This window comes from uncultured Acinetobacter sp. (assembly GCF_947624825.1).
In the GTDB taxonomy this organism is placed as follows: domain Bacteria; phylum Pseudomonadota; class Gammaproteobacteria; order Pseudomonadales; family Moraxellaceae; genus Acinetobacter.
Window position 1 is genome coordinate 84,257 of record NZ_CANQLZ010000002.1, and the last position, 25,101, is coordinate 109,357.

Genomic DNA, 25,101 nt, shown 5'->3' on the forward strand with positions numbered 1-25,101 from the left:
GATTTTTTAAAGCATTTGATCTTTCTATCAATATCCAAGTGTGATAAGCAATCAGTATTCACTGAAACTGATTGCAGAATAGTTAAATACTACAATAAAAAAGCATCTAAAAATAATGATTTTGCTGAAATTTTAGTCTCTAAAACTTACTAATTTTTATTTCAAGAGTGGCTGTTGCTGTAATGGCTCTAGCTTTGATATAGGCATTATTTTTAGCTTCCAAATCACATAATATTTAACAAAAACCATCCAAATTGTTATAGAAATAGACGCATGGGTACACGTTTTTTAATGAATCATCAGTTCATGTTTTAACTATTTATTAAATAAATACTAGGTAGAAATAGAAAAAATTTTAATTAGAATCAAAAAAACCAACAAAAAATAACCACACGGCATGATCTGAATAGATGTGCTTGCTTGACAAAAACTAGCTTGAGGGACGCTCATGCAAATTGGAATTCCAACCGAAAGCATACACGGTGAACATCGTGTGGCTGCCACGCCAGAAACAGTAAAAAAATTAATTCATGCGGGACATCAAGTGGTACTTGAACATGGGGCAGGCACCAAAGCCGCTTACCTAGATGAAAGTTATTTACAGGTTGGGGCAAAAATCACCGAAGATGCTTATTCAGGCAGTGACATCATTTTAAAGGTACGCGCCCCTCAAGGTACAGAAATTCAAAAATTGCCTCAAGGCAGCTGTGTCATTGCCCTGTTTGACCCATACCGTAACCCTGAACTTGAGCAATTTGCGACCCAAAAAGTCAATGCCTTTGCACTTGAGCTGTTACCACGTACTTTGTCGCGTGCCCAAAATATGGATGTTTTATCCTCGCAAGCCAATCTTGCCGGTTATAAGGCAGTGTTGTTAGCAGCCAATGCGTATCAACGTATGTTTCCTATGTTGATGACCGCAGCAGGCACGGTAAAACCTGCACGTGTGGTAGTGATGGGGGTTGGTGTGGCGGGGTTACAAGCGATTGCCACGGCCAAGCGTTTAGGTGCAGTGGTGGAAGCCACAGATTTACGACCCACGGCCAAAGACCAAGTGGAATCTTTAGGCGGTAAATGGTTGGATGTGCCGATGTCTGCTGAAGAACAAGCCCGTGCCGATGAAGCTGCTAAAAATGGTTACGGTTGGATGCCGGGTGAACAGTACATCAAAGACCAAGCTGCCATTGTCGATAAAGCAGTGGCCAATGCCGATATTGTGATTACCACAGCGCTGCTACCGGGACGTGATGCACCACGTTTAATTCAAGCGGACACGGTTGCCAAAATGAAACCGGGTTCTGTGATTGTGGATATGGCTGTTGAAACAGGCGGCAATGTGGCAGGCTCTGAGTGTGGCACAACGGTCACCACAGCCAATGGCGTGCATATTTTAGGTGTACCCAATATTCCTGCCACTGTGGCGACTGAAGCCTCAGCGCTGTATGCACGAAACGTCTATAACTTTTTAGAGACCTTATTTGATGCAGAGCAGAAATTTACTTTAAATCAAGACGATGAAATTCAAAAAGCCCTTTTGATTACCCATGCAGGTCAAGTCTTACTAAAACGTGGCTAAGGAGTAGCACACATGGTTGAAACAATTACAATTTTTGTCCTTGCCATTTTTGTTGGCTACTACGTGGTTTGGGGTGTGACCCCAGCATTACATACGCCTCTTATGGCGGTCACCAACGCCTTATCTTCCATCATTATTGTAGGCGCCATGATTCAAACCGTTGGCATGCCTGTATTGGGGCTTGAGGGCAATCTTGATTTTCAAAGCATTAATATCGTCAGCGTATTGGGTGCAATTGCGGTGTTCTTAGCCAGTATTAATATTTTTGGTGGCTTTGCGGTCACGGCACGTATGCTGGACATGTTTAAACCAAAACAAAAAAACAAAGAGGGTTGAAACATGGAATTTATTCGAGCCTATGCAGATTGGTTCTACCTGATTGGGGCAGTTTTATTTATTTTAACCTTACGTGGTTTATCTGGGCCAAAAACTGCCATTGTGGGCAACCGCTACGGCATGATCGCCATGGCAATTGCAGTATTGACCACATTTTTTGTGGCACAAGGCCCTGTGGTGTGGATGATTATTGCTGCAATGATTGCAGGAGCTGTGGTGGGGATTGCACGGGCGCGGACTGTGCCCATGACCCAAATGCCAGAAACAGTCGCTTTAATGCACTCTTTAGTGGGCTTAGCGGCGGTGTTAATTGCGGTAGCAGCGATTATTCATAACAATAGCTTACAAAGCATTGGTGCAGAGCGCCTCGCTGCGCAAGGCCTGAACTTCTATGCCATGAGTAAAGTGCATTTGTTTGAATTGTTTGTGGGCTGTTTTGTTGGTGCAATTACTTTTACCGCATCTGTATTTGCTTACGGTAAATTGGCGGCTAAAAAATGGGCAAAAACCATTTCAGGTACATGGGTCAAACCTGTGCAGGCTTTAATTTTTATTGCCATGCTGATGTGTGGATTTAGTTTCTTTAGCACAGGCAGTATGTCTGCATTTTGGGCCATGACAGGGTTGGCTCTCGTTTTTGGTTGGGTTTGGATTGCGCCTGTAGGTGGTGGTGACATGCCGGTGGTGGTCTCTTTGCTTAACTCATTTTCAGGGTGGGCAGCAGCAGGTATTGGCTTTACTTTAGAAAATAATATGTTGATTGTGGCAGGCTCATTGGTCGGTTCATCAGGGGCAATTTTGTCTTACATTATGTGTAAAGCCATGAATCGTTCAATCATCAATGTGTTGTTTGGTGGTGCAATGGGCGCTGTAGCAGCACCTACAGCAGCAGGTGCCCAAGTGCAGCGTAATTACCGTTCAGGTTCTGCCGATGATGCTGGATTCTTAATGTCGAATGCTGACAGCGTAGTGATTGTGCCGGGGTATGGTATGGCACAGGGCCGTGCGCAAAATGCGGTCAAAGAATTGGCCAATTTGCTTAAAGAACAAGGTGTAACGGTACGTTTTGCCATTCATCCTGTTGCAGGACGTATGCCGGGGCATATGAACGTCTTGTTGGCCGAAGCCGATGTACCTTATGAAGATATTCTGGAAATGGATGAAATTAACGCTGACTTTCCTGCCACAGATGTGGTGTTGGTGATTGGCGCCAATGATGTGGTCAACCCTGCTGCAAAAGATGACCCAAGCTCACCGATTTATGGCATGCCAATTTTAGAAGCACATAAAGCACGTACCATTATGGTCATTAAACGCTCTATGGCGACCGGCTATGCAGGTCTAGATAACGATTTATTTTACAACGATAAAACCATGATGATTTTTGGTGATGCCAAAAAAGTCGTGGAAGAGATGACCAAAGCCATTAATGGTACAGGTCACTAAATCACGGTGATAAAAAAACCGCTGTAAGCAGCGGTTTTTTTTAAATAAAACAGCAACTACAAGAGTCGCTGTTTTAAATGGCTTATGCCACAGTTTCTGACGGTGCTTCTGGCTGTGCACGCCATAAACTTTCAAGATCATAAAATTTACGTGCTGTAGGAAGCATCGCGTGCACCACTACAAAACCTAAATCAATCAAGATCCATTCAGCATCTTGTTCGCCTTCAATACCAATTGGGCGAAAGCCTGCTTTACGTGCTTCTTCAGCCACGTTATGCGCAAGCGCTTTTAAATGACGGGTTGATGTGCCGCTAGCAATGACAATAGCATCTGCAACGTTACTGATCGTGCTGACATCTAATGTCACGATATCTTTAGCTTTTACATCTTCTAAAGCTTCGCGTACCACATTTAAGCATGCTTGTACGTCTTTAGTTTGAGAATTCATTGCGAGATCGTGAGAATTAGAAGCGCTGGGCGATGGTTCTAAATTCATAAAGGTTAATATTTCCAGACAATAACTCACCTTCTAATATAGCGAATTTAGCGCTAAATTTCAAACCGCAGCCCGATAAACTGCACTATGCCTGTGGAAAAAATGCCGATTTCCATGCCAATGAGCCATTAGAGTCAGGCGTGGGATGATATTCAGCAGCCACGTAGCCTGTATAAGGGCTTGATTTTAAATAATCGAAAATTGCAGCATAGTCAATTTCTCCGCTATTGGGCTGATGTCGACCCGGACAGTCGGCAAATTGAATATGTCCAATCCTATCTATGTTTTCTTTTAAAGCCTGCAAGACATTTTCACCCATCATGGCCATGTGGTAGCAGTCATATTGCATTTTTAAAGCAGGGTGCTGTACGGCTTCTAGCATTTCTTGTGCTTGCGCGATATTTTGCAGCAAAAAGCGTGGCATGTCGGTGCCGTTAATCATCTCAAATACAGGTTGAATGCCTGCATCGCTTAAAAGCTGTGCTGCAATTTTAAGATTACTTGCTAATGTACGTAAGCAAGGTAATAAGTCAGCATCCAATGGTTGTTTACCAGCTAAAATATTTACACTTGGAACATGAAGGGCGCGTGCATAGTCAATGGCTTGCGTGACAGCATCACGAAACGCCATTTCACGTCCTGGTACACCGGCTAAGCCATCACCGCCTTGCATTAAATCACCGGCAGGTAGGTTAATCAGGCACAGGCTTAACTGGTGCGCTGTGAGTTGTGCTTGAATTTGCGCAATACTGAGTTCATACGGAAATTGAATTTCAACATGATCAAAGCCATGCAAGCGCGCTAATGCAAAGCGCTCAATTAAAGGCACTTCGGTAAAAATCATCGAAAGATTAACGGCCAATTTCATTTAGTTAACCTCAGTTTTTTGTACAGCATGAATCACCGTGGCTAAGTCCGCTTGGCTATAGCCTTGATGTTGATGCTGCTTTAATTGATCGAGGGCTTGGCTGGCCACAGGAATGGCTAAACCTAAATTGGCAGCTAAACTCATGGCGTTGTTTAAATCTTTAGCTAAAGTTTGTACTTTCCATTGCACTGGCTCAAAGACTTGACTTGCCATTCGTGGCGCTAAGATTTGAAAAGGTTTCGAGTCAGCAAAACCGCCAGCAAGTGCTGGGGCAAGTAATTGAGCATCTACGCCTGCATGTGCAGCTAAGGCAACCGCTTCTGCAATTAAAGTGCTATTGGCAGCCACAATCAGTTGGTTACAAATTTTGGTGGCTTGACCGGTACCACTGTCGCCCATACGCGTCACCCGTTGTGCTAAAGGTGCATAAACAGGCGCCAATTGCTCAATGGTTGTGGCATCACCACCAGCAAAAATCACTAAACTGCCTTGTTCAGCACCTGCTGTACCGCCTGACACAGGGGAGTCAATCCAAGTTACGCCTTTATCTTGGGCTGCTTGATGTAGTTTTTGCGTTGCAGTCACCGAAAGGCTCGAAAAATCAACAATGATTTGACCACTTTGTAAATGCGGCTCGATCTGTGCAAAAACCTGTTGTGCAGCAATATCATCTGCTAGGCAAAGCAACAGCACCTGATATTGATGCAATTGTTCAAGCACTAAAGCTTGAGCGCCGTGTGCAATTAAAGGCTCACAAGCACTGGCTGTACGATTCCAAACTGCAACTTCAAAATTGGCATCCAGTAGGCGTGTGCTCATACGGCTACCCATGAGTCCCATGCCTAAAAAGGCGATCTTGGCTTGATCTAATTGCATCGTTCCCTCTATTTATATTGTCGTGGTAAAAATTCAGTCTGTGGTTGTTTGTCTTTTTGACGGGCAAGGCGACTATTTTTGCCCAACAACAATTTAAGTTGCCATATTTTTTCTAAACGTAAAGCTTGATGTGGTTGATGCTGCATGGCATCAAGCACTTGTTTGGCTGCATATAAGGCATCGGGTGAACGCTCAATCAACTCATTTGCCAGTTGTTGAGCCGATGTAAGCGGATCATCAGACAGATGCGTAACCAAGCCAATCTGTTGGGCATATTGGCCGTCAAAAATACGCGCGCTTAAGGTCAACTCTTTGGCAACATCCAATGGCATTAAGCCGGCAAGTGAACGGCTAAGCCCCATATCAGGCACTAAGCCCCAACGACTTTCCATAATTGACATTTGGGTATCAGGATGTGCAATGCGAATATCAGCCGCCAAAGCCAATTGCAGCCCCGCGCCAAAACAATAACCTTCAACTGCTGCAATCACCGGCACAGGCAATTGTTGCCACACCAAACAGGCTTTTTGAAACAGGCTTTGTCCCGGTTTTACCAACTGCCATGCTGCAAACAGGCGATGTTTAGGATGGTTTAAGTCTTTTAAATCAATACCTGCACTGAACACCTGTGCTGCACCGGTTAAAATTACCGCACGCACTTGTCGATTCTTTTTAAGTTGTTCTGCACTACGCACTAAGTCTTTAAGCATACTAAAACTCATGGCATTGCGTTTATCAGGGCGATTTAAACGTACAATCGCAATGCCATCTTGGTATTCAATTTGAATGTCTGCCATGTTGTTCTCTTATTGTTAGATTTTGCTTGAGCATAGCATGTTGTGGGCATAGATCATTCAAGAGCTGCTTGATTTAACAATTGCTGCGCGGCATGCCGGACATCTTCTATTGCGGCTTTTAGTGCATCAAAATGTACTAAAGCATCATCAATAAAGGCTTGATCGGCAATTCTTTGTTGTTTACGTAAAATCGAAACAAATTGTTCAAAATCACCACTGACCTGTTGCAAGGTGGGCGTACCCACATAACGCGTTGCGCCATATAAACGATGTAATACATGTTCAAGCTGAGGGAAGTCTTCCACTTCAATCAACTCTTGCATTTCGCTTAAGTCTTTATCAAAACTCTCTAGCAGCATTTTAAGCAAATCTAACGCTAAGTCGGGCTTATTGGCTGCCAATTGTAAGCTTTGTTGCCAATTTAAAATCTGAGGATCAATACTCCCCAAAGGTTTATTCTCAATTTTAAGCTGATTATGCTCAAAACTTTGTTTGGTCCATTGGGTTAAAATTTGAATGATTTGCTCGATTTGAATGGGCTTGGTCACATAATCGTCCATACCGCCTTGTAATAAGCGTTGTTTTTCATCGGCTAACGCATGTGCGGTGAGTGCCACAACAGGTAAGCGTTGTGCATGATCAAAAGTAGATTCAAGTGAACGAATCGCACGGGTGGTATCTAAACCTGACATCACCGGCATTTGAATATCCATAAATACCAAATCGAAACCTGGCTGACCTTGTTGCATTTGTTGCTCTAAAATACTTAACGCTTCTTGCCCACTTAAAGCACGGGTCATTTTGACATTCAGCTCAGCCAATAGAGCTTCTAATACAATTAAATTAGGCAGATGATCATCCACGGCCAACACATGCAGCCCTTGACCATTAAATTGCTCAAACTCCACCACCACAGGCTCTTGTTGCTTGAGTAAGGCAATTAAGGCACTACGACTTAACGGTTGATACAAAGCCCGCGCTTGATAGTCATTGAGTACATTGGGTTCAAGCTGCATTTGATAGCCATACACTGCTAAATTACCACGATAACGATGACGAATTTCACGCAACAACGCAGCACTATCACCACTATGGTCAACAATCAGCCAGGTATTTTCATTGGCATCTAACTGATTTAAATCGCTAAACAATTCCAAAATTGAGCTAGATTCACGGTGCTGTACATTATAGTTTTCTAGATAGTGACGCAGCACATTGGCAGTGGCAGGGTGTGATAAATACGAAAGAACTTGAATATGACTAAAGTCCGGATGCGGTGTGTAATCTTCTTCATTAACGCTCAACATGGCAGTAAACCAAAAGGTTGAGCCTTTTTCTGTGGGTGCGCGTTCTTGGTTATCTTCAAAGCCAATATGACCTTGCATTAAATGCACCAATTGCTTGGAAATGGCCAAGCCTAAACCGGTACCACCAAACTGACGCGTGACCGATGCATCACCTTGCGAGAAAGATTCAAACAGTTTTTTACGGTCGGTACCACTTAAACCAATACCGCTGTCTTGTACGCTAAAATGTAATAAACATTGACCAATATCGTCATGTTCCATGCGCACACGTACAATAATTTCCCCATCAGGGGTGAATTTAATCGCATTAGAAATCAGATTGGTTAAAATCTGTTTAAAGCGCAGCGCATCGCCAATCACATGCTGTGGAATATTGTCGGCATAATAAAAGGCCATCGCAATTTGCTTTTGCGCGGCTAAGGGTGAGAGCATATCCATTACATCAAAAATGGCTTCTTCTAAATCAAAAGGCGCGGTTTCTAGTTCAAGTTTGCCGGCATCAATTTTAGAAAAATCCAATACATCATTAATTAACGCCAATAAATGCGCGGATGATTTACGAATGGTTTGTAAATATAAGTTTTGCTCGGTAGATAAATGACCTTGGCGCAGTAACAGGTGAATAAAGCCATCAATACTGTTTAAGGGTGTGCGTAACTCATGGCTAATGTTGGCTAAAAACACCGATTTAGATTGATTGGCTTGAATAGCCTGATCGCGTGCTTGACGATAGGTGATGTTTTGCACTTCTAAAGTGTCTAAAGTACGGCGTAAATCGTCTTCGGTTTGTTCGGTATGTTCTTTAAGTTCTAAAAAGCTGTAATGTAAGCGTTTAACCACATTGGCAATATCACGCTGTAACAGGCGTAATTCACCGGTGCTATTAATCACCATATGCTGATCTAAGGTGTCGGCATTGAGGCGTTGCAACTGCATCCGAATTTCGTACATCGGGGCAATCCAACGCCGTGAATAAAAGTTTAAGCACAGCAATAACAACAATAAGGTCAGTAAGCCTGTGGCGACCAACACAATTAACACACGATAGCGCGCAATTTGTAAGGGTTGATTGTCCAATTCAACCATCAGCCATGCGGTTTTATTAGGAGATTGATGAATCGCCATGCCATAAATATGGCTATTTTGATGTGCAATCGGCCCTAAAAAGCTGATATTGGGGCTAGGTTTTGGCCACGGTGCTTGGGCTTGATCACCTAAACTTAACCGATTGACACCTTTATCATCAAGAATTGCAGTCCGAATCACATGCTTATTGTTCATCATGGTTTGCATAAAGGTGCGACCATGATCGTAATGCAAAGGATAATAATTGAGTAGGGTGATGGCTTGTTCGGCTTGGGTTTGAAAACGGGTTAAAATTGCAATTGCCATTTGCCGTTGCTGCGCTTTGGCGGCATCTGAGGTTTCAGTTAAAACTAAAGCTGCACCCACACAGGCCAACACCATAATGGGCACAAAAATTAAGGCAATGAGTTGCCCATAAGCGTGATTTAAGTGTAAGCGCTTAAATAATTTTTTATTGATATTGGACATGATCAGTTGGGCAGCTTTTGTTTGGGCAAGAGTTTAACATGCTTTTTTCCTGTGATGCGCCTTTACATACCGATAAGAAAAAGCCTGTTAAATGGGTGCAGAATCAAGCATTTTTTCATACAATAGCCGCACCTCGATACAGGTACGGACCATGCGTAACACAACCCCTGATTTTCAAGCAGACGAATTTTTACTCGATCACTATGTCGGTAACACACCACTGGTGCGTTTACAGCGTCTGGCAAATCATACTCAAGCAACAGTATTGGCGAAACTAGAAGGCAATAACCCTGCCGGCTCAGTCAAAGATCGTCCTGCTTATAATATGATTATGCAAGCCGAAAAGCGTGGTCAGATTCAGCCGGGTGATACGTTAATTGAAGCGACCAGCGGAAATACAGGCATTGCTTTAGCGATGGTCGCAGCCATGCGCGGCTACCAGATGAAACTGATTATGCCGGCCAATTCCAGCCAAGAGCGTAAAGATGCTATGGCAGCGTATGGGGCTGAGTTAATTGAAGCCAATAACATGGAAGAAGCACGTGATTTAGCACTCAAAATGCAAGCCGATGGTGTAGGCTTAGTACTGAATCAGTTTGGTAATCCTGATAACGTTGAGGCACATTACCTGACCACAGGTCCTGAAATTTGGCGTCAAACAGGGGGTAAAATTACCCATTTTGTCAGCTCTATGGGCACTACAGGCACCATCATGGGCATTTCTAAATATTTAAAAGAACAAAATCCAGACATTCAAATTGTAGGCTTACAACCGGCTGAAGGATCGAATATTCCCGGTATTCGTCGTTGGCCAACAGAATATCTACCAACGATTTTTGATGCTTCACGCGTTGATCAGATTATGGATATTCCACAAATTGAAGCGGAAAAAACCGCCCGTCAATTGGCACGTCGTGAAGGAATTAGCGCAGGCGTATCATCAGGTGGTGCGGTATGGGCTGCGGTAAAAATTGCTGAACAACAGCCAGATGCTGTTATTGTATGTATTGTATGCGACCGTGGCGATCGTTATTTATCGACAGGTTTGTTCTCAGTTCAAGACTAAGCAATCAAAAAGGGTCATTGTATGCGTTTACCGGTATTAGTTTTTGATATTGAAACCTTAACCGACAAAAAATCAGGTGCGCATTTATATGACCTTGATTTGCCAGCAGATGATTTAGATGCTGCGTTGGCAAAACTACGCCGTCAAGAGGCAGGCACTGATTTTCAGCGTTTGCCTTTACATGAAATTGTGTGTATTTCTGGGCTGTGGATTAATGAACAAGAACAGATCAAACTGTTTTCATTTAGCCAACAGCACTATAGTGAATATGAAATTTTAGAAAAGTTTCTGTCAATCTTTGACAAGCGTTATCCAACTTTAGTCAGTTGGAATGGTTCACAATTTGATTTGCCGGTAATTTTATATCGTGCCATGTATCATGGTTTATCTGCGCCAAGTTTGTTTGATCAAGGCGAAATTGATAACCAAAAACGCTATAATAACTATCAAAACCGTTATCATCAGCGTCATGTCGATTTAATGGATGTGATGGCCATGTTTAATGGTCGTAATTTCCAAAAGCTCGATGATATCGCACATTTACTTGGTTTTCCGGGTAAACGTGGCTTGGCAGGTTATCATGTACCCAAATACGTGGCCGATGAAAATTGGCAAGCACTGACCAGCTATTGTGAAGGTGATGTCTTAAATACATGGTTGGTATTTTTGCGTTGGGCATTACTCAAAGGTTTAATCAGCAAAGACATCCATCACATGTGGATTCAACGCAGCATTGACTATTTACATACGCAACCGCAACAGAGCGAGTTTTTGCAGCTTTGGCGCAACAACGCACAACACACTGCATTTACTGCATTAGATTTCTCCCCAGATAAAAATTAGGTATCCATGAAACACAGAGCTAAACCTCGTCCTACGGCCCAACCCAAGTACATTTTTCAGGTTGAATCGCTATCACATGAAGGACGAGGGATAGCGCATTATGGCAGCCATCCGGATCATCCAAGTGATAAGCACGGTAAAAAAGTCTTTATTGAAGGGGCTTTACCGGGCGAAACTGTGCTTGCCAAAATCACCAATGTGGTGAAACGCTTAGAAGAAGCCGATTGCCTTGAAGTATTAGGTGAGCCGTCTGATCTACGTGTGCAACCGCCGTGTGTGCATATTGAGCATTGTGGTGGTTGTAATATGCAGCACATTGCCAAAGATGAACAAATTCGTCTGAAACAGCAAGTACTAGAATCTCATTTGACTCATTTTGCCGGTTTAAGCCCAGAAAGTTGGTTAGAGCCTATGCGATCAGCGCGTGAAGACTACCGCCGTAAAGCGCGTATTGGTGTGCGTTATATTGCCCACCAAGATAAGCTAGTGGTAGGTTTTCGTGAAAAGCAAAGTAATAAACTCACCTCGATTGATCGTTGCTTAATTTTAGATGAGCAATTTGGTTCACTGACGCGTTTAAAACAATTGCTGCAAGGGCTAGAGGGTAAAGCCCACATCGGTCATTTGGAATTGGCCATGGGGGACGAAGAGATTGCCTTGGTATTGCGTCATTTACAGCCTTTAAGTGAGCAGGATGTCAACCAATTGCGCGAATTTGCGTTACATAAAGGTTGGCAGTTGTATTTGGCAGGTGACGACAAAAACTTAGTGCGTATTGATCAAGCCAATGCCGCTTCACGCTTACATTACAGTTTGCCTGAGTTTGCATTGCGTTTTGCCTTTCATCCACATGACTTTACGCAAGTTAACTCAACGGTAAATCCTAAAATGGTACAGTTGGCATGCCAATTGCTAGACTTGCAGCCCGGCGAACGTGTTTTAGATCTATTTTGTGGTTTAGGTAACTTCTCCTTGCCATTGGCACGTTGTGTGGGTGAAGATGGGCAAGTGATTGGGGTAGAAGGTAGCGATGAAATGGTGAAGCGTGGTACAGAAAATGCCAAACTCAACCAAATCAAACAGGTGCAATTTTATTCACAAGATTTAACACAAGATTTTTCGCACCAAGCTTGGGCAAAACAAGGCTTTGATGCATTATTGATTGATCCACCACGTAGCGGTGCAGAACAAGTGATGCATTATGTGCCCAAATTTGGTGCAAAACGTTTGGTGTATGTGTCATGTAATCCGGCCACTTTGGCGCGTGATGCTAAAATTTTGGCAGAACATGGCTATGAATTGATTCAAGCGGGTGTGATGGATATGTTTACTCATACCGGGCATGTTGAATCGATTGCTTTATTTAAAAAACACAAAATAGACGACTTATAAATTTATAATATATGATGCAGCTTAGAAGAGAAGTAGGAGACGGCTATGGTCACAGTGCGTGAACAACTTCCGGGACGATTGAATGAATTGTCTGAGGAAACGACTGTTGAGCATGCTGAACAAGCTCAGCACGATTTAGCTGAATGGCTTGATCGTGTTCGTGATATTTTTGATGGCGCAGAACTTAAACAACTCGAAGAAGTTGCCCAACTTGCCTTACAGCGCGAGTTAGAAAGTACGGTCAAGCATCCTTCCAATACCTTTTACACCGGTTTAGAGATGGCCAATATCTTGGCACATCTGTATGTCGATGAAGATACCTTGTCGGCGGCAATGCTGTATCGTGGTGTACGTGAAGGGGTAATTTCGCTTGAAGAGGTGCTCAATGACTTTGGTGCCAATGTGCATGGCTTAGTCAAAGGCACTTTGGCCATGGGTAAGCTGTCGGAGTTAATTGAAAAAAATAAACGCTTAGAAGATCACTTTAACAATAACCAACGTGAACATCTGACCGGCATTTATAAAATGCTGATTTCGGTGACTGAAGATGTCCGCGTAGTGTTGATTAAATTGGCAGAGCGTACCTATGCCTTACGTGAATTGGCCAAGTCATCCAAAGACCGTCAAGAACGTGTGGCACGTGAAATTTTAACCATTTACTCGCCTCTTGCGCACCGTTTGGGGATTGCGCAGTTAAAGTGGGAACTTGAAGACTTAGCTTTCCGTTATTTAGCTCCAGAACGTTATAAAGAAATTGCCTCTTTACTCAATGAAAAGCGTTTAGAGCGTGAGCAATATATTCAGTTTGTGATTGATAAGTTGCGTAATGCTTTACTTGAATATGGCATTGAAGCTGAAATTAGTGGACGAGTGAAACATATTTACTCGATCTATCGTAAAATGAAGAGTAAAGACTTAAGTTTTGATCAGCTTTACGATATTCGTGCGGTGCGTGTGTTGGTTAAAGCAGTGCCTGAGTGTTATCACACGTTAGGGATTGTGCATCAGATGTGGCGGCATATTCCGCATCAATTTGATGACTATATTACCAATCCTAAAGCCAATGGTTATCGCTCATTACATACCGCAGTCATTGCAGAAAACAAATCTTTAGAAGTGCAGATTCGTACCCATGCCATGCATAACGAAGCTGAACTTGGGGTGTGTTCGCACTTTAATTATAAAGAAGGCTCTAAAAACACCGATCATTCGTTTAATCATCGCTTACATTCTTTACGTGCCGTGCTTGAACATTATCAAGAACGTAATGATGCCAGCGCCCACAAAGACGAAGATGCTGAAGAAAATTTTGATAAAATTCAAGAATTTGAAGATTTTGAAAAAATTTATGTCTTTAGTCGTGATGGTGATATTAAAGAATTACCGCGTGGTTCGACGGTGCTGGATTTTGCCTATCATGTGCACACCGAAGTGGGCAATAAGTGTTATGCAGCACGCGTCAATCAGCGTTATGTGCCGTTAACCTACACCTTAAAAACTGGTGAGCAGGTTGAAATTTTAACCAAAAAAGACCGTGAGCCAAATCGTGATTGGTTGGTCAATTCACTTGGTTATATTAAGACAGGACGTGCGCGTGACAAACTGCGCCATTGGTTCCGTCAGCAAGATCGCAGTAAAAACTTAGAAGTTGGACGTGATATTCTGCATAAAGAATTGTTGCGTTTAGCACTGCATCCTAAAAGTATTGATTTGGCGGATTATTGCAATCATTTTAATGTCAAATCAGGCGAAGATATTTTAATTGGCTTGGTCAATGGCGACATCAGCCTGCATGCTTTGATTAACCAAGTCAATCGTCATATGCACCTTGATCAGGATGAACCTGAATTGGTGCTTAAACCAACTTTAAATCCGCGTGCTAGTCATACTTTGTCTGCACATGGCATTTTAATTGATGGTTTAGACAATGTAGAGTTGCATATTGCGCAGTGCTGTCAGCCAGTACATGGTGAATCCATTGCCGGTTACATTACTTTAAATCGTGGGGTGAGCATTCACAAAGTGGCTTGTACCGATTATCTACGCATGATTCACAATGAACCTGAACGTGCCGTAGAAGCCGATTGGGAAATGCAACCTACGCGTGGTCAAAGTGTGCAAATTGTGGTGGAAGCTTATGATCGCCGTGGTTTGCTCAAAGACTTAACCCAAGTGATTTTTTCAGATCAAATTAATATTCGTCAGGTCAATACCATCTCAGAAGCTGATGGGATTGCCAATATGAAATTATTAATTGAAGTTAAAGGTTTGGCACAATTATCACGTTTGTTGGCACGTTTAGAGCAGCAACCGGGCATTATCAGCGCACGTCGTTTAGTTCAAGGCAACTAAACCTGCGACCAAGACCAGCAAGCTCGCTTGCTGGTTTTTTTTATGGAATACCATTATGCACATCTCTCTTGACTGTCAGCCTATTCATCATTTGGTGACACTAGCTACAGATCTTACCCGTCCGCAATATGTGGCTGCACAAAAGCAAGCCTTACATGCTTACCGCTTAGTCAAGCTGAGTCAATATTTAGGTCGTAACATTCAGCCTTCTGAGTTGTTAAAAACAAGCTATGGCAAACCTTATTTACCCGATTTAGCTTTTAATCATAGCCATAGTCAGCAGCATTATGCTTTGGTTATGAGCCATTCCCAGCCAGATATTGGCGTTGATATTGAAGACTTAGACCGCAAAGTACGCTTTGTGGCATTGGCTGAACACGCGTTTACCCACAATGAATTACAAGCGTGGTATGCCAGTGGACAAGATACAGGTTATTGGTTTCAGATTTGGACTGCTAAAGAAGCGATTGTTAAAGCTGCAGGACTTGGGATTCGTTTAAGTCTCAACACGTTAGAAACCAATGTGAAATTTGGACACATGCAAGGGCAGATGCAGCATTCATCATTAGGAGCCTTTGAATATGAGCATGTAGTATTAGACGCTGCACTTGTGACGATTGCATGGCGTAAAAGCCAGATCCGCCCACAAATCACATGGGCATAAAAAAGCCCATCCGAAGATAGGCTGTTTAAGATTACAGATTAACGCGGTGGCAATTGCTCATCACCTTGTTCTTCAAATTCAGGTTTAACCGTGACAATAAAGTCTTGACGGTTCAGACCACGCCATAGTGCAAAGCCTGTACCAATATAAATCGAAGAATAAGTACCCACAAACACACCAACAAACATGGCAATCGAGAACCATTTCAGACCATCACCGCCCATCAGCATCATGGCTACAACCACCAATAACAGCGTCATAGAGGTGTGAATGGTACGACGTAAGGTTTCAGTGAGGGCAATATTGACCACTTCTAATGGCGTTGCACCACGAATCTTACGGAAGTTTTCACGAATACGATCCGATACCACAATGTTATCGTTCAGTGAGAAGCCAATAATCGCCAACAATGCTGCAAGTACAGTTAAGTCAAATGGCCATTGCATAAATGCAAAGATACCCAGTGTCACCACAATGTCGTGGAACAAAGACAATACCGCACCCATCGCCAGCTTAAATTCAAAGCGAATGGTGACATACACCAACATGAGCAATAACGCTAAGCCCACAGCACCGGCTGAGCGCACATATAACTCATTACCAACTTGACCACCGACTACGTCAACTTTTGGCACTTCAGCAGCATTGTTAGGCAACTGAACAGCTTGAGTAATGGTGTTGGTTAAGTCTTCAGCTTCAATGTCTTCTTGCACCGGCATACGTACCATTAGGTCACGTTCTGAACCTAAAGTTTGTACCACAGCGTCATTAAAGCCAGCTTGGCTTAAGGCACTGCTCACTTGCTCAGGTTTAACCGGATTGGTGTAATTGAGCTCTGCAGCAATACCACCGGTAAAGTCTAAACCTAGGTTTAAACCTTTGGTGGCAATAAAGAAAATACTTGCAACAATTAAGAAGATAGACAGCAATGCCGCAGGCAAAGCGATCTTCATAAATGGAATCACGCGTTCTTCTTCAGGGCGACCATATTGCGGTTGAGAATTTTCAGTCATCATCGATCTCCTTAAATGCTCAACTTTTTCAGGTCGCGTTTTTTGCCATAAATCAGCTGTACAATGGCACGCGTGACTGTAATGGCAGTAAACATCGAGCAGACAATACCAATCATTAACGTGACAGCAAAGCCTTTAATTGGGCCTGTACCAATGGCAAATAGAATAAATGCCACCAAGAACGTGGTTAAGTTGGAGTCAAAAATGGTGTTATAAGCACGCTCATAACCGGCCACAATCGCTTGTTTTGGCGAAGCTCCCCATTTGATTTCCTCACGTATTCGCTCACAAATTAGTACGTTGGCATCCACCGCCATACCAATGGTAATCACAATACCTGCTATACCCGGTAGTGTTAATGATGCACCTAACCAAGACATGACAGTTAAGATCATGGCTAAGTTAAACACTAAGGCAAAGTTGGCAATCACCCCAAATAAACGGAAGAATACCACCATCCAAATTGCCACCAATAAGAAGCCAATTTGAGTCGATAGCACGCCTTTATCAATGTTTTCTTGACCCAAACTTGGACCAATGACACGTTCTTCAACAAAGTACATTGGCGCAGCTAAAGCACCTGCACGTAGCATTAAGGCAAGTTCTGCTGCTTCTTGTGGTGAGTCAAGACCTGTGATTCTAAACTGTGAACCCAATACCGCTTGAATGGTTGCGGCGTTAATCACCACAGATTCGGTGTATGGAGTACGCACTTCTGTTTGTGTACCGGTTTCAGGGTCGGTCACAAAACTAATTTTTTGTTTATTTTCAATAAACAATACTGCCATACGCTTGCCTACGGCATTACGTGTAGCATCTGACATCAATTTACCACCCGCAGAGTCGAGGGTAATATTTACCTCAGCACCGCCGGTATCTTGGCTAAAACCGCTAGATGCGTTTTGTACGCGCTCACCCGTTAAGATACGACTACGATTCAGCAGTAACTCACGACCACTGTCGAGCGATTCAAAAGCAAATACTTCAGTACCCGGTGGAATCGGTTGACCATTTGATTTACCCAAATATGGGTCAATGTATTGGTCGTTTAAGTCCGACACCAAACGGAACTCTAAGTTTGCTGTACGACCCAAAACACGTTTTGCTTCGGCTGTGTCTTGAACGCCGGGTAATTCAACCACAATACGGTTGCTACCTTGCGTTTGAACCAAAGCTTCAGCCACACCTAATTCGTTAATACGATTACGTAAGGTGGTTAAGTTTTGATTGACCGCATAGCTTTGAATTTCTTGACGACGTGCATCTGTGTATTCTAAACGTAAGGTTGCACCAGTTTCGGTTGCAAGGGCTTGTTGATTAAACTCATTACCATTGCGACGTAAAAAGTCCATCGCAGCACTACGGTCATCGTTATTGGCAAATTGAACCGTAAGTGTATTGTTGTTTAAGCTTAAGCTATTAAATTTGATGTTGTTATCACGAAGTTGACGACGTAGATCGGTCGCGGATGTTTCCATACGCTGACTAATCGCTTTGTCCATATCTACTTCAAGTAAGAAATGTACACCACCACGTAAATCCAAACCAAGCTTCATTGGTTTAGCACCAATTTTTTGTAGCCACTCTGGGGTAGTTGGCGCTAAGTTTAACGCAACGACATAGTCATCGCCTAAACCTTGACGTAAGGCTTCTTTGGCTTTGAGCTGAGCTTCTGATGAATCTAGACGTAACAAGGCAGCATTATTGCTAAAGCTGTTGTCATGACTTGAAAGATTTTCGCTTTTGAGGATTTGCTCTGCTTTTTGTACGATGCTCTGGTCAATTTGAGTACCGGCTTTGGCACCCGAAATTTGCACAGCAGGTTCATCAGGATACAAACTTGGCAGGGCATATAAAGTACTGATCGCCAAAACCACGAGGATCAGTAGATATTTCCATGCAGGGTAACGCATTTATTTTCTTCTTAAAATAAAAAAGTCGTGCAAGGTGCACGACTTAAACAGTGATTAAAGGTTATTTAAAGTGCCTTCAGGTAAAACCGAAATCACGCTTGCACGTTGAATTTTAACTTCTACGCCACGGCTGAGCTCAACCACCGCAAAATCGCCTTCAATTTTGAGAATGCGACCCATCAAACCACCAGCAAACACCACTTCACTACCTACACCTAAGCTTTCAACTAGGCTACGGTGTTCTTTGGCACGTTTTGCTTGAGGGCGCCAAATTAAGAAGTAGAAAATTGCCACAAACACAGCAATCATTAAAATGTTGGCCATCAGGCTTGGTTGTTGTGCGGCTTCACCGGCTGCATGAGCGGTTGAAATAAAAAGGCTCATCTATAATTTCCTAAATACTAAATCAATAATGTCTTGAACAGCAATTTACCTTGTCTTTTTCTTTAGCGCAAATGGCAAAAAGATTAATCGACTGGGCAAGGTGGTACTTCTAGACCACGACGTGTGTAAAAGTCTGTCACAAACTCATCAAATGTGCCGTTATCTAAGGCATCACGCATCATTTCCGTTAAACGTAGGTAATAACGTAAATTATGAATGGTACCCAACATTGAGCCGAGCATTTCACCGCATTTTTCTAAATGGAATAAATACGAACGGGTGAAGTTGGTACAAGTGTAGCAATCGCAATGTGGGTCAAGTGGGCCTTGGTCATGACGATATTGGCTGTTACGAATACGCACCAAACCATCAGTCACGAAGTAATGACCATTACGCGCGTTACGGGTTGGCATCACGCAGTCAAACATATCCACGCCACGACGTACCGCTTCAACGATATCTTCAGGTTTGCCCACACCCATTAAATAACGTGGTTTATCGGCTGGCATTTGCTCAGGCAGATAATCTAAAACTTTGATCATCTCTTCTTTAGGTTCACCCACTGATAAACCACCAATGGCATAACCATCAAAGTCAATCTCAAGCAAACCTTTTAATGATTCTTCACGTAGGTCTTCGTACATGCCACCTTGAATAATACCAAACAATGCATTACGGTTTTTTAACACTTCATGATGTTGGGTTTTACAACGCTTGGCCCAACGTAATGACAACTGCAATGATTTTTGCGCTTCTTCATGGGTTGCAGGATACGGCGTACATTCATCAAAAATCATCACAATGTCAGAATTCAAGGTATGTTGAATGTCCATTGAGATTTCAGGTGATAAAAATACTTTTGAACCGTCAATTGGTGAGCGGAAGGTCACACCTTCTTCTTTAATTTGACGCATAGCGCCTAAGCTAAAGACTTGGAAGCCACCTGAGTCGGTTAAAATTGGGTTATTCCATTTCATGAACTCGTGTAAGCCGCCGTGTTCACGAATCACGTCTAAACCGGGACGTAGGTATAAATGGAAGGTGTTGCCCAAAATCACTTGAGATTTAATCTCTTTGATATCGCGTGGCAACACACCTTTGACTGTACCGTAGGTACCTACAGGCATAAACATAGGTGTTTCAACCACACCATGTTCTAAAGTCAAGCGACCACGACGAGCACGACCCGACTGGATTAATTTTTCAAACTTCATAAACGTTCCAACTCAAGGCGAAAAAACAGTTCGCTGATGGCTAAAAATAAAGGGGGCTATTTTCCTTGATTCTTAACCGAAACGCTAGCATTTGCTGAGTGGGAGTGTATTTTTGTGTAATTAGCGTTGACGTACTAAATGACTATAGAACTGATCAATGCGTTCTAAAATTTCTTCGCGGCTCATAGCAAAGGTGGCATCTTCCATCGCAGCAATAGTATGGATTAACTTTTGAATGTAAGGATTAATATCTGCAAAGGTTGAATCAAGGGTTAAAATATAAGCCTGATTGGCAATTTGCAGATAATCAAATGGGTCAATTGTCACCAATTGAGCAATGTCCACCAACATATCTTTGTCCGCCTGAGACAGCTTTTTTAAGCGCGCAGGGTTATGGGCCATGTGACGATGTTGCTTGGCCTGTAAAAATTCTTGCAACAATTGGCTTGAACCATTTAAGGTTTGGGCAGAATTGATTTCTAGATTGGGTTGGGTGGGTAGGCTAATAAAAAACAAAATCTGATCGACATCTAAACCATAAGAATCAACCAAGGCTTCTTTAGCGTCTTTAAAAGCACTGAGTAATACATCTAGATTATTAAGTGTGTCTAAATTTTGTTGTTGTAACGGCGTACCAAAAACATGATTTTGCTGTAAGTATTCATTAAGTAAAAGATTAAAGGCATGTAATTGGCTGTCGGTGCTACTTGAGCGAAAACGCCATTTATTTACATTCCATTTGTCAGCTTGACTTAAAAACTGCGCATAATCTTCATGTTCTGCAAATAAGCTGCGTTGAGTAGCAACACTTAAATGATCAAGTAACATGTATTCATTAAATACCAAGGCACAGCCATAAATTTCATCTTCATAATAATGATCATAAAGTTTATAAAATTCATGGATTAACGCATCTTTTAACACAGTGAGATGTTGTAACATGATGTCCTTGGTATAGTGAATGCCTGATACTGTGGCTCATTATATTTAAAAATTTGGTCGATAATCAAAGTTTTGCGTAACAGATGCATCACGAAAAGCACGAATTGGTTTTTTAGAGGTGGTAGCCGTATTAATAATATTGTTGGGGAAAATCTGAATATAGTTATTAAATACTTCAACATTACGGTTATAAATGGTGATGGCTGCACCGATATTTTGGTTTTGTTGTTCAATTTCATGCATCATTTTTAAGTAAATTTCATTGGCTTTAAGCTCAGGATAGTTCTCGACCACCACATTTAAGCTTTGCATCAGTTGTTTGCTTAAACTTTCAATCTGCTGTAAACGTCCAATATCAGTGTCATTGATATTGAGTTTCATAATGTTTTGACGCAGCTCAGTGACTTGGGTCAATGTACCTTGCTCAAAGTTGGCATACTGCTCAACCAACGGTTGTAAACCATCTAAGATTTTAACCTTTTGGCGCTCAAAGCTTGCCACATCTGCCCAAGCACGAATGCTAGCATTATGATGACGAATAATATTGTTGCGAATCATGACAATGATGACCACCAACACTACAATCAGTCCAAGAAAAATCAGTAAATACATGCCTCATCCTTATGCTAAGAGTATTAACAGTTGTTGTTTTAAACGCTCAAGTTTGGGTAGTCTAAAGGTTCTTAAATGTCCACGCAGCGCCGAAATATGATCTATTTTTTTATGGCGTTGTTGTTGAATTTGCATCAAGTCATCACGACCCAAATAGCACAGCATATTTTGGTTAGCATTAATATACACCTCGCCACGGCGCTGCGCAAAAAACTCACCTAATTTTAGGGTAAAACTTGGCGTGATTTTTTTGGCCATCTCGAGTGGATTTTCCCCACCCATATACACACGTTGACGCAATTGAATGTCACTACTTTGCCATTCTAAATGATACGGATAAGCCAATTTTTTGTGTTCAGTACTCACCGCAAAGGTGGGTAAATCATGGTCTAAATCAAAAATAAACACTCCCCATAAGTCTTGATGAATTTCTTTACTTTGGGTTTGACCATCTTTGCTGGGCAGGCGCAATTCATTGACATAATGATATTGAAAAATCAGTACCTGATGGGTTTTACCATCCGCTTCTTGCCACACAGAACTGGCAAAAAAAGGAATGTCGTTACTCACACTGCCACGGCTAAAAATTGGAAATTGCTGTTTAAGCTGTGATAGCAATAAGTTTGAGCTTAAAGGTCGGCCTAACGCAGATGGAATGCTGTGGTAATTTAATGCATATCTTTTTTGAATGATGCTGTGTTCTAAAGCCTCAATTGCCTCGTTAATGGGGCGTTTGGGGGCATAAAGTAAATAGCTTAAAAACAACAAAGCAGCAGCGCCCAAAGCTAACAGCTGTGCCCATATTACGGTAGGTTGTAACAGCAAGGGCAATAATAATAAACCCGCCACAAATGCTATAAAAATTGCTAAGCCATTATCAAAGCGCAAGCAAGGTGAGGCACCCCAAGGATGTAATTGTGCTAGCAATTGTTCATCGGAGGGGCTATTTTTTGCAATCTCCCAAAGCCGAGCGAGATTGTTTGCCACCTGTGCATTTTTTTTACTACGCAAGGCTAACAGATGTTGACTGGTCTCGATCGGCATAAGAAAAGCTTACTTTTTGGCTTGATCAATCAGCATAGCATCGCCATAACTGAAGAAGCGGTAACGATTTGCAACGGCATATTCATAAGCCGCTAAAATATTGTCACGATTAGATAATGCCGACACCAACATTAGCAGGGTAGATTCAGGTAAATGGAAATTGGTAATTAAACGATCCACCACTTTAAACTCATAGCCCGGATAGATAAAGATTTGGGTATCTCCCGTCCATGCTTTTAGCTCACCAGCATTGGCTTGTGCTGCACTTTCTGTAGCACGAGTGGCAGTGGTACCCACCGCAATCACTTGGTTGCCACGCGCTTTGGTATCACGAATCATCTGCATGGCTTGCTCAGACACTTGGCACCATTCACTGTGCATAATGTGATTTTTAATGTCATGGGTACGTACAGGTAAGAAAGTGCCTGCGCCCACATGCAGCGTCACAAAAGTGGTTTGAATACCTTTGTCAGCTAGTTTTTGCAGTAATTCAGCGTCAAAGTGTAAGCTTGCAGTCGGGGCTGCTACACTGGCAATTTTGGTAGGATCATGAAATACAGTTTGATAGCGTTCGGTATCAACATCTTCTGCTTCACGGTTAAAATAAGGCGGAATCGGCAGCGCGCCATATAAATCCAACACATCTAAAATTGGCTGTGAAAATTCAACAATAAATAAGTTTTCATGGCGACCTTGTACCGTGACTTTCACTTGATCGGGTCCAATAAACAGCTCAGCGCCTGCTTTGGGTGAGTTACTGGCTTTAATATGGCAATGCGCCACAAATTGATCTTGCAGACGCTCAACCAATACTTCAACTGCGCCACCCGAGGCACGTTTACCTTTTAAACGCGCTTTCATGACTTTGGTGTCATTTAACACCAATAAGTCACCCGGACTTAGCAAATCTAAAATGTCGGTAAATTGATGATCATGATGTTTACCATTGGCATCTACGTGCAGTAAACGCGAGGCACTACGGCTTTGAAGTGGATAGCGGGCAATCAATTCATCAGGGAGATCGAAATTAAAGTCAGACAGTTGCATGCGTAACACAGAGAATAAAAAAACTGCGCTTAGTATATGCTTTTTTGTTTTAAATGGCAGAAATTGGCGGTTTTGCAGCTAAAAAAAGCTAACTGCTTTAATTTTAAGCAAATAGCAAGATAAAGCGTTGACAGTTTGTAAAATAAGTTTATTATAGCCCTCACAACATCTCTCCCGAGGTGGTGAAATTGGTAGACGCGGCGGACTCAAAATCCGCTGTCAGAGATGACGTGTCGGTTCGAGTCCGACCCTCGGGACCAGTTACCTAAAAAGGCTCTAAGCACATTAAGACTTAGAGCCTTTTTTTATTGTTTAAAATCAATAATCTGCGTTAACCATTCGTTCAAAACTCAATGACTTCATTAGCCTGATTTCAGGTGGTCATTCTGGCAAATAAGTCCCTAAATGAGTACCTGATTTTCCCTTGTTTTCATGGTGAAATCAGATGGCTAAAATTACAAAACCTTTAACAGCAAGACAAGTTGAACGAGCTAAACCAACAGACAAAGAATACAGTCTATTTGATGGAGATGGACTTTATCTTGTAGTACGTCCTTCGGGTGCAAGAACATGGATGCTGCGTCTTCGAGATGACTTTGGTAAGTCACATAAGATCAAGTTAGGCACATTTCCTGAATTACCACTAGCTCTCGCTCGAGAGAAGGGTGCTGAATACAGACGATCAATTGCTTTAGGTAAAGAGGTTGATGAGGTTCTTGGGAGAGGTGAATACAAGGTCGATAAGGTACGGCACTCTCTTGAATCTGTTGCAAGAGAATGGCTTGAACAATATGCCAAGCGAAAACCATTAGAAGAGCACACAAAGCATAAGCGCATTCGTAAACTAGAAAATCACCTATTCCCAATGTTAGGTCACTATCCAATTAATGACCTTCGTCCTAAGCATTTTCGTAAAGTGCTAAACCATATCTATGAAAAGAGTGCTGATAATGCTCAACGAATTAGAGCTGACCTTATTCTCATCTTTAGCTATGCAGTGCAATACGGATTGATTGAAGTAAACCATGCAAGAGAAATGGAGAGTCTTGATCTCTCAGCTCCTAAGAATCATCGACCTGCATTACCACTACACAGGTTACCTGAGCTGATACGGCGCATCAGAGCTGACTCGGGTGATGAATTGACAAAGTTATGTATAGAGCTTGGCTTGCATATTTTCATTCGCTCATCTGAACTACGATTTGCTCGCTGGGATGAAATTGATTTCAATAAACAACAATGGGTGCTACCTGCTAAGCGAAGCCAGGTGAATGGTATCAAGCTGTATTAGCCCCCGTAAAAACGGACAGTTAACTTGCTAAGTTTAGCGATCGAAACTCCCGAGGGGATTTCATTTTT

At 42.4% G+C, this 25,101-nt stretch carries 22 protein-coding genes and 1 tRNA gene; 10 read left to right on the forward strand and 13 right to left on the reverse strand.

Annotation, left to right across the window (positions count from 1 at the left end):
• The first annotated feature begins 448 nt into the window (after window positions 1–448).
• The 3 genes from Q0017_RS01300 to Q0017_RS01310 are packed head-to-tail and all read left to right on the forward strand — an operon-like array spanning window position 449 to window position 3,358.
• Window positions 449–1,576, forward strand: a complete 1,128-nt coding sequence (locus tag Q0017_RS01300) for a Re/Si-specific NAD(P)(+) transhydrogenase subunit alpha (RefSeq protein ID WP_298141854.1) — start codon at window positions 449–451, stop codon at window positions 1,574–1,576.
• A gap of 12 nt (window positions 1,577–1,588) precedes the next feature.
• The gene (locus Q0017_RS01305) at window positions 1,589–1,912 is read left to right on the forward strand and encodes a proton-translocating transhydrogenase family protein (RefSeq protein WP_298141856.1); all 324 of its coding nucleotides are present in this window, start codon (window positions 1,589–1,591) and stop codon (window positions 1,910–1,912) included.
• A 3-nt stretch (window positions 1,913–1,915) separates the two neighbouring features.
• Window positions 1,916–3,358, forward strand: coding sequence for an NAD(P)(+) transhydrogenase (Re/Si-specific) subunit beta (locus Q0017_RS01310; protein ID WP_298141858.1), 1,443 nt, complete (start codon window positions 1,916–1,918; stop codon window positions 3,356–3,358).
• An 82-nt stretch (window positions 3,359–3,440) separates the two neighbouring features.
• On the opposite strand, the gene rsfS is transcribed toward Q0017_RS01310, so the two are convergent.
• The 5 genes from rsfS to Q0017_RS01335 all read right to left on the reverse strand — a co-directional run bounded on the left by rsfS (window position 3,441) and on the right by Q0017_RS01335 (window position 9,256).
• The gene (rsfS, locus tag Q0017_RS01315) at window positions 3,441–3,854 is read right to left on the reverse strand and encodes a ribosome silencing factor (RefSeq protein WP_297424002.1); all 414 of its coding nucleotides are present in this window, start codon (window positions 3,852–3,854) and stop codon (window positions 3,441–3,443) included.
• A gap of 85 nt (window positions 3,855–3,939) precedes the next feature.
• Window positions 3,940–4,722: a TIM barrel protein gene (locus Q0017_RS01320; RefSeq protein WP_298141861.1), complete on the reverse strand. Its 783-nt coding sequence runs from the start codon at window positions 4,720–4,722 to the stop codon at window positions 3,940–3,942.
• A complete protein-coding gene (locus Q0017_RS01325) occupies window positions 4,723–5,598 on the reverse strand; it encodes an NAD(P)-dependent oxidoreductase (protein WP_298141863.1) in 876 nt (291 codons plus the stop codon). It abuts the gene before it with no gap.
• An 8-nt stretch (window positions 5,599–5,606) separates the two neighbouring features.
• Window positions 5,607–6,395, reverse strand: a complete 789-nt coding sequence (locus tag Q0017_RS01330; protein WP_298141865.1) for a crotonase/enoyl-CoA hydratase family protein — start codon at window positions 6,393–6,395, stop codon at window positions 5,607–5,609.
• A 53-nt stretch (window positions 6,396–6,448) separates the two neighbouring features.
• Window positions 6,449–9,256: an ATP-binding protein gene (locus tag Q0017_RS01335; RefSeq protein WP_298141866.1), complete on the reverse strand. Its 2,808-nt coding sequence runs from the start codon at window positions 9,254–9,256 to the stop codon at window positions 6,449–6,451.
• A 151-nt stretch (window positions 9,257–9,407) separates the two neighbouring features.
• Between Q0017_RS01335 and cysM the strand changes: the two genes are divergently transcribed.
• Genes cysM through Q0017_RS01360 form a run of 5 tightly spaced genes read left to right on the forward strand, consistent with a single transcriptional unit; the run spans window position 9,408 to window position 15,573 of the window.
• On the forward strand, window positions 9,408–10,322 hold the full coding sequence (gene cysM / locus Q0017_RS01340) for a cysteine synthase CysM (protein ID WP_298141868.1): 915 nt from the start codon (window positions 9,408–9,410) through the stop codon (window positions 10,320–10,322).
• A 21-nt stretch (window positions 10,323–10,343) separates the two neighbouring features.
• Entirely contained in the window at window positions 10,344–11,165 is an 822-nt protein-coding gene (locus Q0017_RS01345) for a 3'-5' exonuclease (RefSeq protein WP_298141870.1), read from the forward strand.
• A 6-nt stretch (window positions 11,166–11,171) separates the two neighbouring features.
• The gene (rlmD, locus tag Q0017_RS01350; RefSeq protein ID WP_298141872.1) at window positions 11,172–12,557 is read left to right on the forward strand and encodes a 23S rRNA (uracil(1939)-C(5))-methyltransferase RlmD; all 1,386 of its coding nucleotides are present in this window, start codon (window positions 11,172–11,174) and stop codon (window positions 12,555–12,557) included.
• A 45-nt stretch (window positions 12,558–12,602) separates the two neighbouring features.
• Complete coding sequence (locus Q0017_RS01355) at window positions 12,603–14,909, forward strand: bifunctional (p)ppGpp synthetase/guanosine-3',5'-bis(diphosphate) 3'-pyrophosphohydrolase (protein WP_298141874.1); 2,307 nt, start codon at window positions 12,603–12,605, stop codon at window positions 14,907–14,909.
• A gap of 55 nt (window positions 14,910–14,964) precedes the next feature.
• Window positions 14,965–15,573 (forward strand): 4'-phosphopantetheinyl transferase superfamily protein, encoded by a 609-nt coding sequence (locus tag Q0017_RS01360; protein WP_298141876.1) that lies wholly within the window; start codon window positions 14,965–14,967, stop codon window positions 15,571–15,573.
• Window positions 15,574–15,611: 38 nt separating this feature from the next.
• Here the strand turns inward: Q0017_RS01360 and secF are convergent, their stop codons facing one another.
• From secF to queA, 8 genes are all read right to left on the reverse strand, one after another.
• The gene (gene secF, locus Q0017_RS01365; protein ID WP_298141879.1) at window positions 15,612–16,586 is read right to left on the reverse strand and encodes a protein translocase subunit SecF; all 975 of its coding nucleotides are present in this window, start codon (window positions 16,584–16,586) and stop codon (window positions 15,612–15,614) included.
• A gap of 11 nt (window positions 16,587–16,597) precedes the next feature.
• Window positions 16,598–18,499, reverse strand: coding sequence for a protein translocase subunit SecD (gene secD / locus Q0017_RS01370; protein ID WP_298141881.1), 1,902 nt, complete (start codon window positions 18,497–18,499; stop codon window positions 16,598–16,600).
• Between the two features lie 54 nt (window positions 18,500–18,553).
• The gene (gene yajC, locus Q0017_RS01375) at window positions 18,554–18,883 is read right to left on the reverse strand and encodes a preprotein translocase subunit YajC (RefSeq protein WP_298141884.1); all 330 of its coding nucleotides are present in this window, start codon (window positions 18,881–18,883) and stop codon (window positions 18,554–18,556) included.
• A gap of 83 nt (window positions 18,884–18,966) precedes the next feature.
• Window positions 18,967–20,097, reverse strand: coding sequence for a tRNA guanosine(34) transglycosylase Tgt (gene tgt, locus Q0017_RS01380; protein ID WP_298141886.1), 1,131 nt, complete (start codon window positions 20,095–20,097; stop codon window positions 18,967–18,969).
• A gap of 120 nt (window positions 20,098–20,217) precedes the next feature.
• A complete protein-coding gene (locus tag Q0017_RS01385; protein WP_298141888.1) occupies window positions 20,218–21,039 on the reverse strand; it encodes a DUF4303 domain-containing protein in 822 nt (273 codons plus the stop codon).
• A gap of 45 nt (window positions 21,040–21,084) precedes the next feature.
• Window positions 21,085–21,651 carry a LemA family protein gene (locus Q0017_RS01390; RefSeq protein WP_298141890.1) on the reverse strand — a complete coding sequence of 189 codons (567 nt, stop codon included), beginning with the start codon at window positions 21,649–21,651 and terminating at the stop codon, window positions 21,085–21,087.
• A 9-nt stretch (window positions 21,652–21,660) separates the two neighbouring features.
• Window positions 21,661–22,695: a hypothetical protein gene (locus Q0017_RS01395; protein ID WP_298141892.1), complete on the reverse strand. Its 1,035-nt coding sequence runs from the start codon at window positions 22,693–22,695 to the stop codon at window positions 21,661–21,663.
• Between the two features lie 9 nt (window positions 22,696–22,704).
• Window positions 22,705–23,742, reverse strand: a complete 1,038-nt coding sequence (gene queA / locus Q0017_RS01400) for a tRNA preQ1(34) S-adenosylmethionine ribosyltransferase-isomerase QueA (RefSeq protein WP_298141894.1) — start codon at window positions 23,740–23,742, stop codon at window positions 22,705–22,707.
• Window positions 23,743–23,915: 173 nt separating this feature from the next.
• Here queA and Q0017_RS01405 point away from each other — a divergent pair.
• Window positions 23,916–24,002: transfer RNA gene (locus Q0017_RS01405), tRNA-Leu, on the forward strand.
• A 185-nt stretch (window positions 24,003–24,187) separates the two neighbouring features.
• Window positions 24,188–25,033 carry an integrase arm-type DNA-binding domain-containing protein gene (locus Q0017_RS01410; RefSeq protein ID WP_298141896.1) on the forward strand — a complete coding sequence of 282 codons (846 nt, stop codon included), beginning with the start codon at window positions 24,188–24,190 and terminating at the stop codon, window positions 25,031–25,033.
• The last annotated feature ends 68 nt before the right edge of the window (window positions 25,034–25,101 follow it).

Excerpts from the sequence above, each read along its gene's own strand:
- Q0017_RS01300 (WP_298141854.1), top strand. The coding sequence starts at position 449 with ATGCAAATTGGAATTCCAACCGAAAGCATACACGGTGAACATCGTGTG.
- Q0017_RS01305 (WP_298141856.1), top strand. The coding sequence starts at position 1,589 with ATGGTTGAAACAATTACAATTTTTGTCCTTGCCATTTTTGTTGGCTAC.
- Q0017_RS01310 (WP_298141858.1), top strand. The coding sequence starts at position 1,916 with ATGGAATTTATTCGAGCCTATGCAGATTGGTTCTACCTGATTGGGGCA.
- rsfS (WP_297424002.1), bottom strand. The coding sequence starts at position 3,854 with ATGAATTTAGAACCATCGCCCAGCGCTTCTAATTCTCACGATCTCGCA.
- Q0017_RS01320 (WP_298141861.1), bottom strand. The coding sequence starts at position 4,722 with ATGAAATTGGCCGTTAATCTTTCGATGATTTTTACCGAAGTGCCTTTA.
- Q0017_RS01325 (WP_298141863.1), bottom strand. The coding sequence starts at position 5,598 with ATGCAATTAGATCAAGCCAAGATCGCCTTTTTAGGCATGGGACTCATG.
- Q0017_RS01330 (WP_298141865.1), bottom strand. The coding sequence starts at position 6,395 with ATGGCAGACATTCAAATTGAATACCAAGATGGCATTGCGATTGTACGT.
- Q0017_RS01335 (WP_298141866.1), bottom strand. The coding sequence starts at position 9,256 with ATGTCCAATATCAATAAAAAATTATTTAAGCGCTTACACTTAAATCAC.
- cysM (WP_298141868.1), top strand. The coding sequence starts at position 9,408 with ATGCGTAACACAACCCCTGATTTTCAAGCAGACGAATTTTTACTCGAT.
- Q0017_RS01345 (WP_298141870.1), top strand. The coding sequence starts at position 10,344 with ATGCGTTTACCGGTATTAGTTTTTGATATTGAAACCTTAACCGACAAA.
- rlmD (WP_298141872.1), top strand. The coding sequence starts at position 11,172 with ATGAAACACAGAGCTAAACCTCGTCCTACGGCCCAACCCAAGTACATT.
- Q0017_RS01355 (WP_298141874.1), top strand. The coding sequence starts at position 12,603 with ATGGTCACAGTGCGTGAACAACTTCCGGGACGATTGAATGAATTGTCT.
- Q0017_RS01360 (WP_298141876.1), top strand. The coding sequence starts at position 14,965 with ATGCACATCTCTCTTGACTGTCAGCCTATTCATCATTTGGTGACACTA.
- secF (WP_298141879.1), bottom strand. The coding sequence starts at position 16,586 with ATGACTGAAAATTCTCAACCGCAATATGGTCGCCCTGAAGAAGAACGC.
- secD (WP_298141881.1), bottom strand. The coding sequence starts at position 18,499 with ATGCGTTACCCTGCATGGAAATATCTACTGATCCTCGTGGTTTTGGCG.
- yajC (WP_298141884.1), bottom strand. The coding sequence starts at position 18,883 with ATGAGCCTTTTTATTTCAACCGCTCATGCAGCCGGTGAAGCCGCACAA.
- tgt (WP_298141886.1), bottom strand. The coding sequence starts at position 20,097 with ATGAAGTTTGAAAAATTAATCCAGTCGGGTCGTGCTCGTCGTGGTCGC.
- Q0017_RS01385 (WP_298141888.1), bottom strand. The coding sequence starts at position 21,039 with ATGTTACAACATCTCACTGTGTTAAAAGATGCGTTAATCCATGAATTT.
- Q0017_RS01390 (WP_298141890.1), bottom strand. The coding sequence starts at position 21,651 with ATGTATTTACTGATTTTTCTTGGACTGATTGTAGTGTTGGTGGTCATC.
- Q0017_RS01395 (WP_298141892.1), bottom strand. The coding sequence starts at position 22,695 with ATGCCGATCGAGACCAGTCAACATCTGTTAGCCTTGCGTAGTAAAAAA.
- queA (WP_298141894.1), bottom strand. The coding sequence starts at position 23,742 with ATGCAACTGTCTGACTTTAATTTCGATCTCCCTGATGAATTGATTGCC.
- Q0017_RS01410 (WP_298141896.1), top strand. The coding sequence starts at position 24,188 with ATGGCTAAAATTACAAAACCTTTAACAGCAAGACAAGTTGAACGAGCT.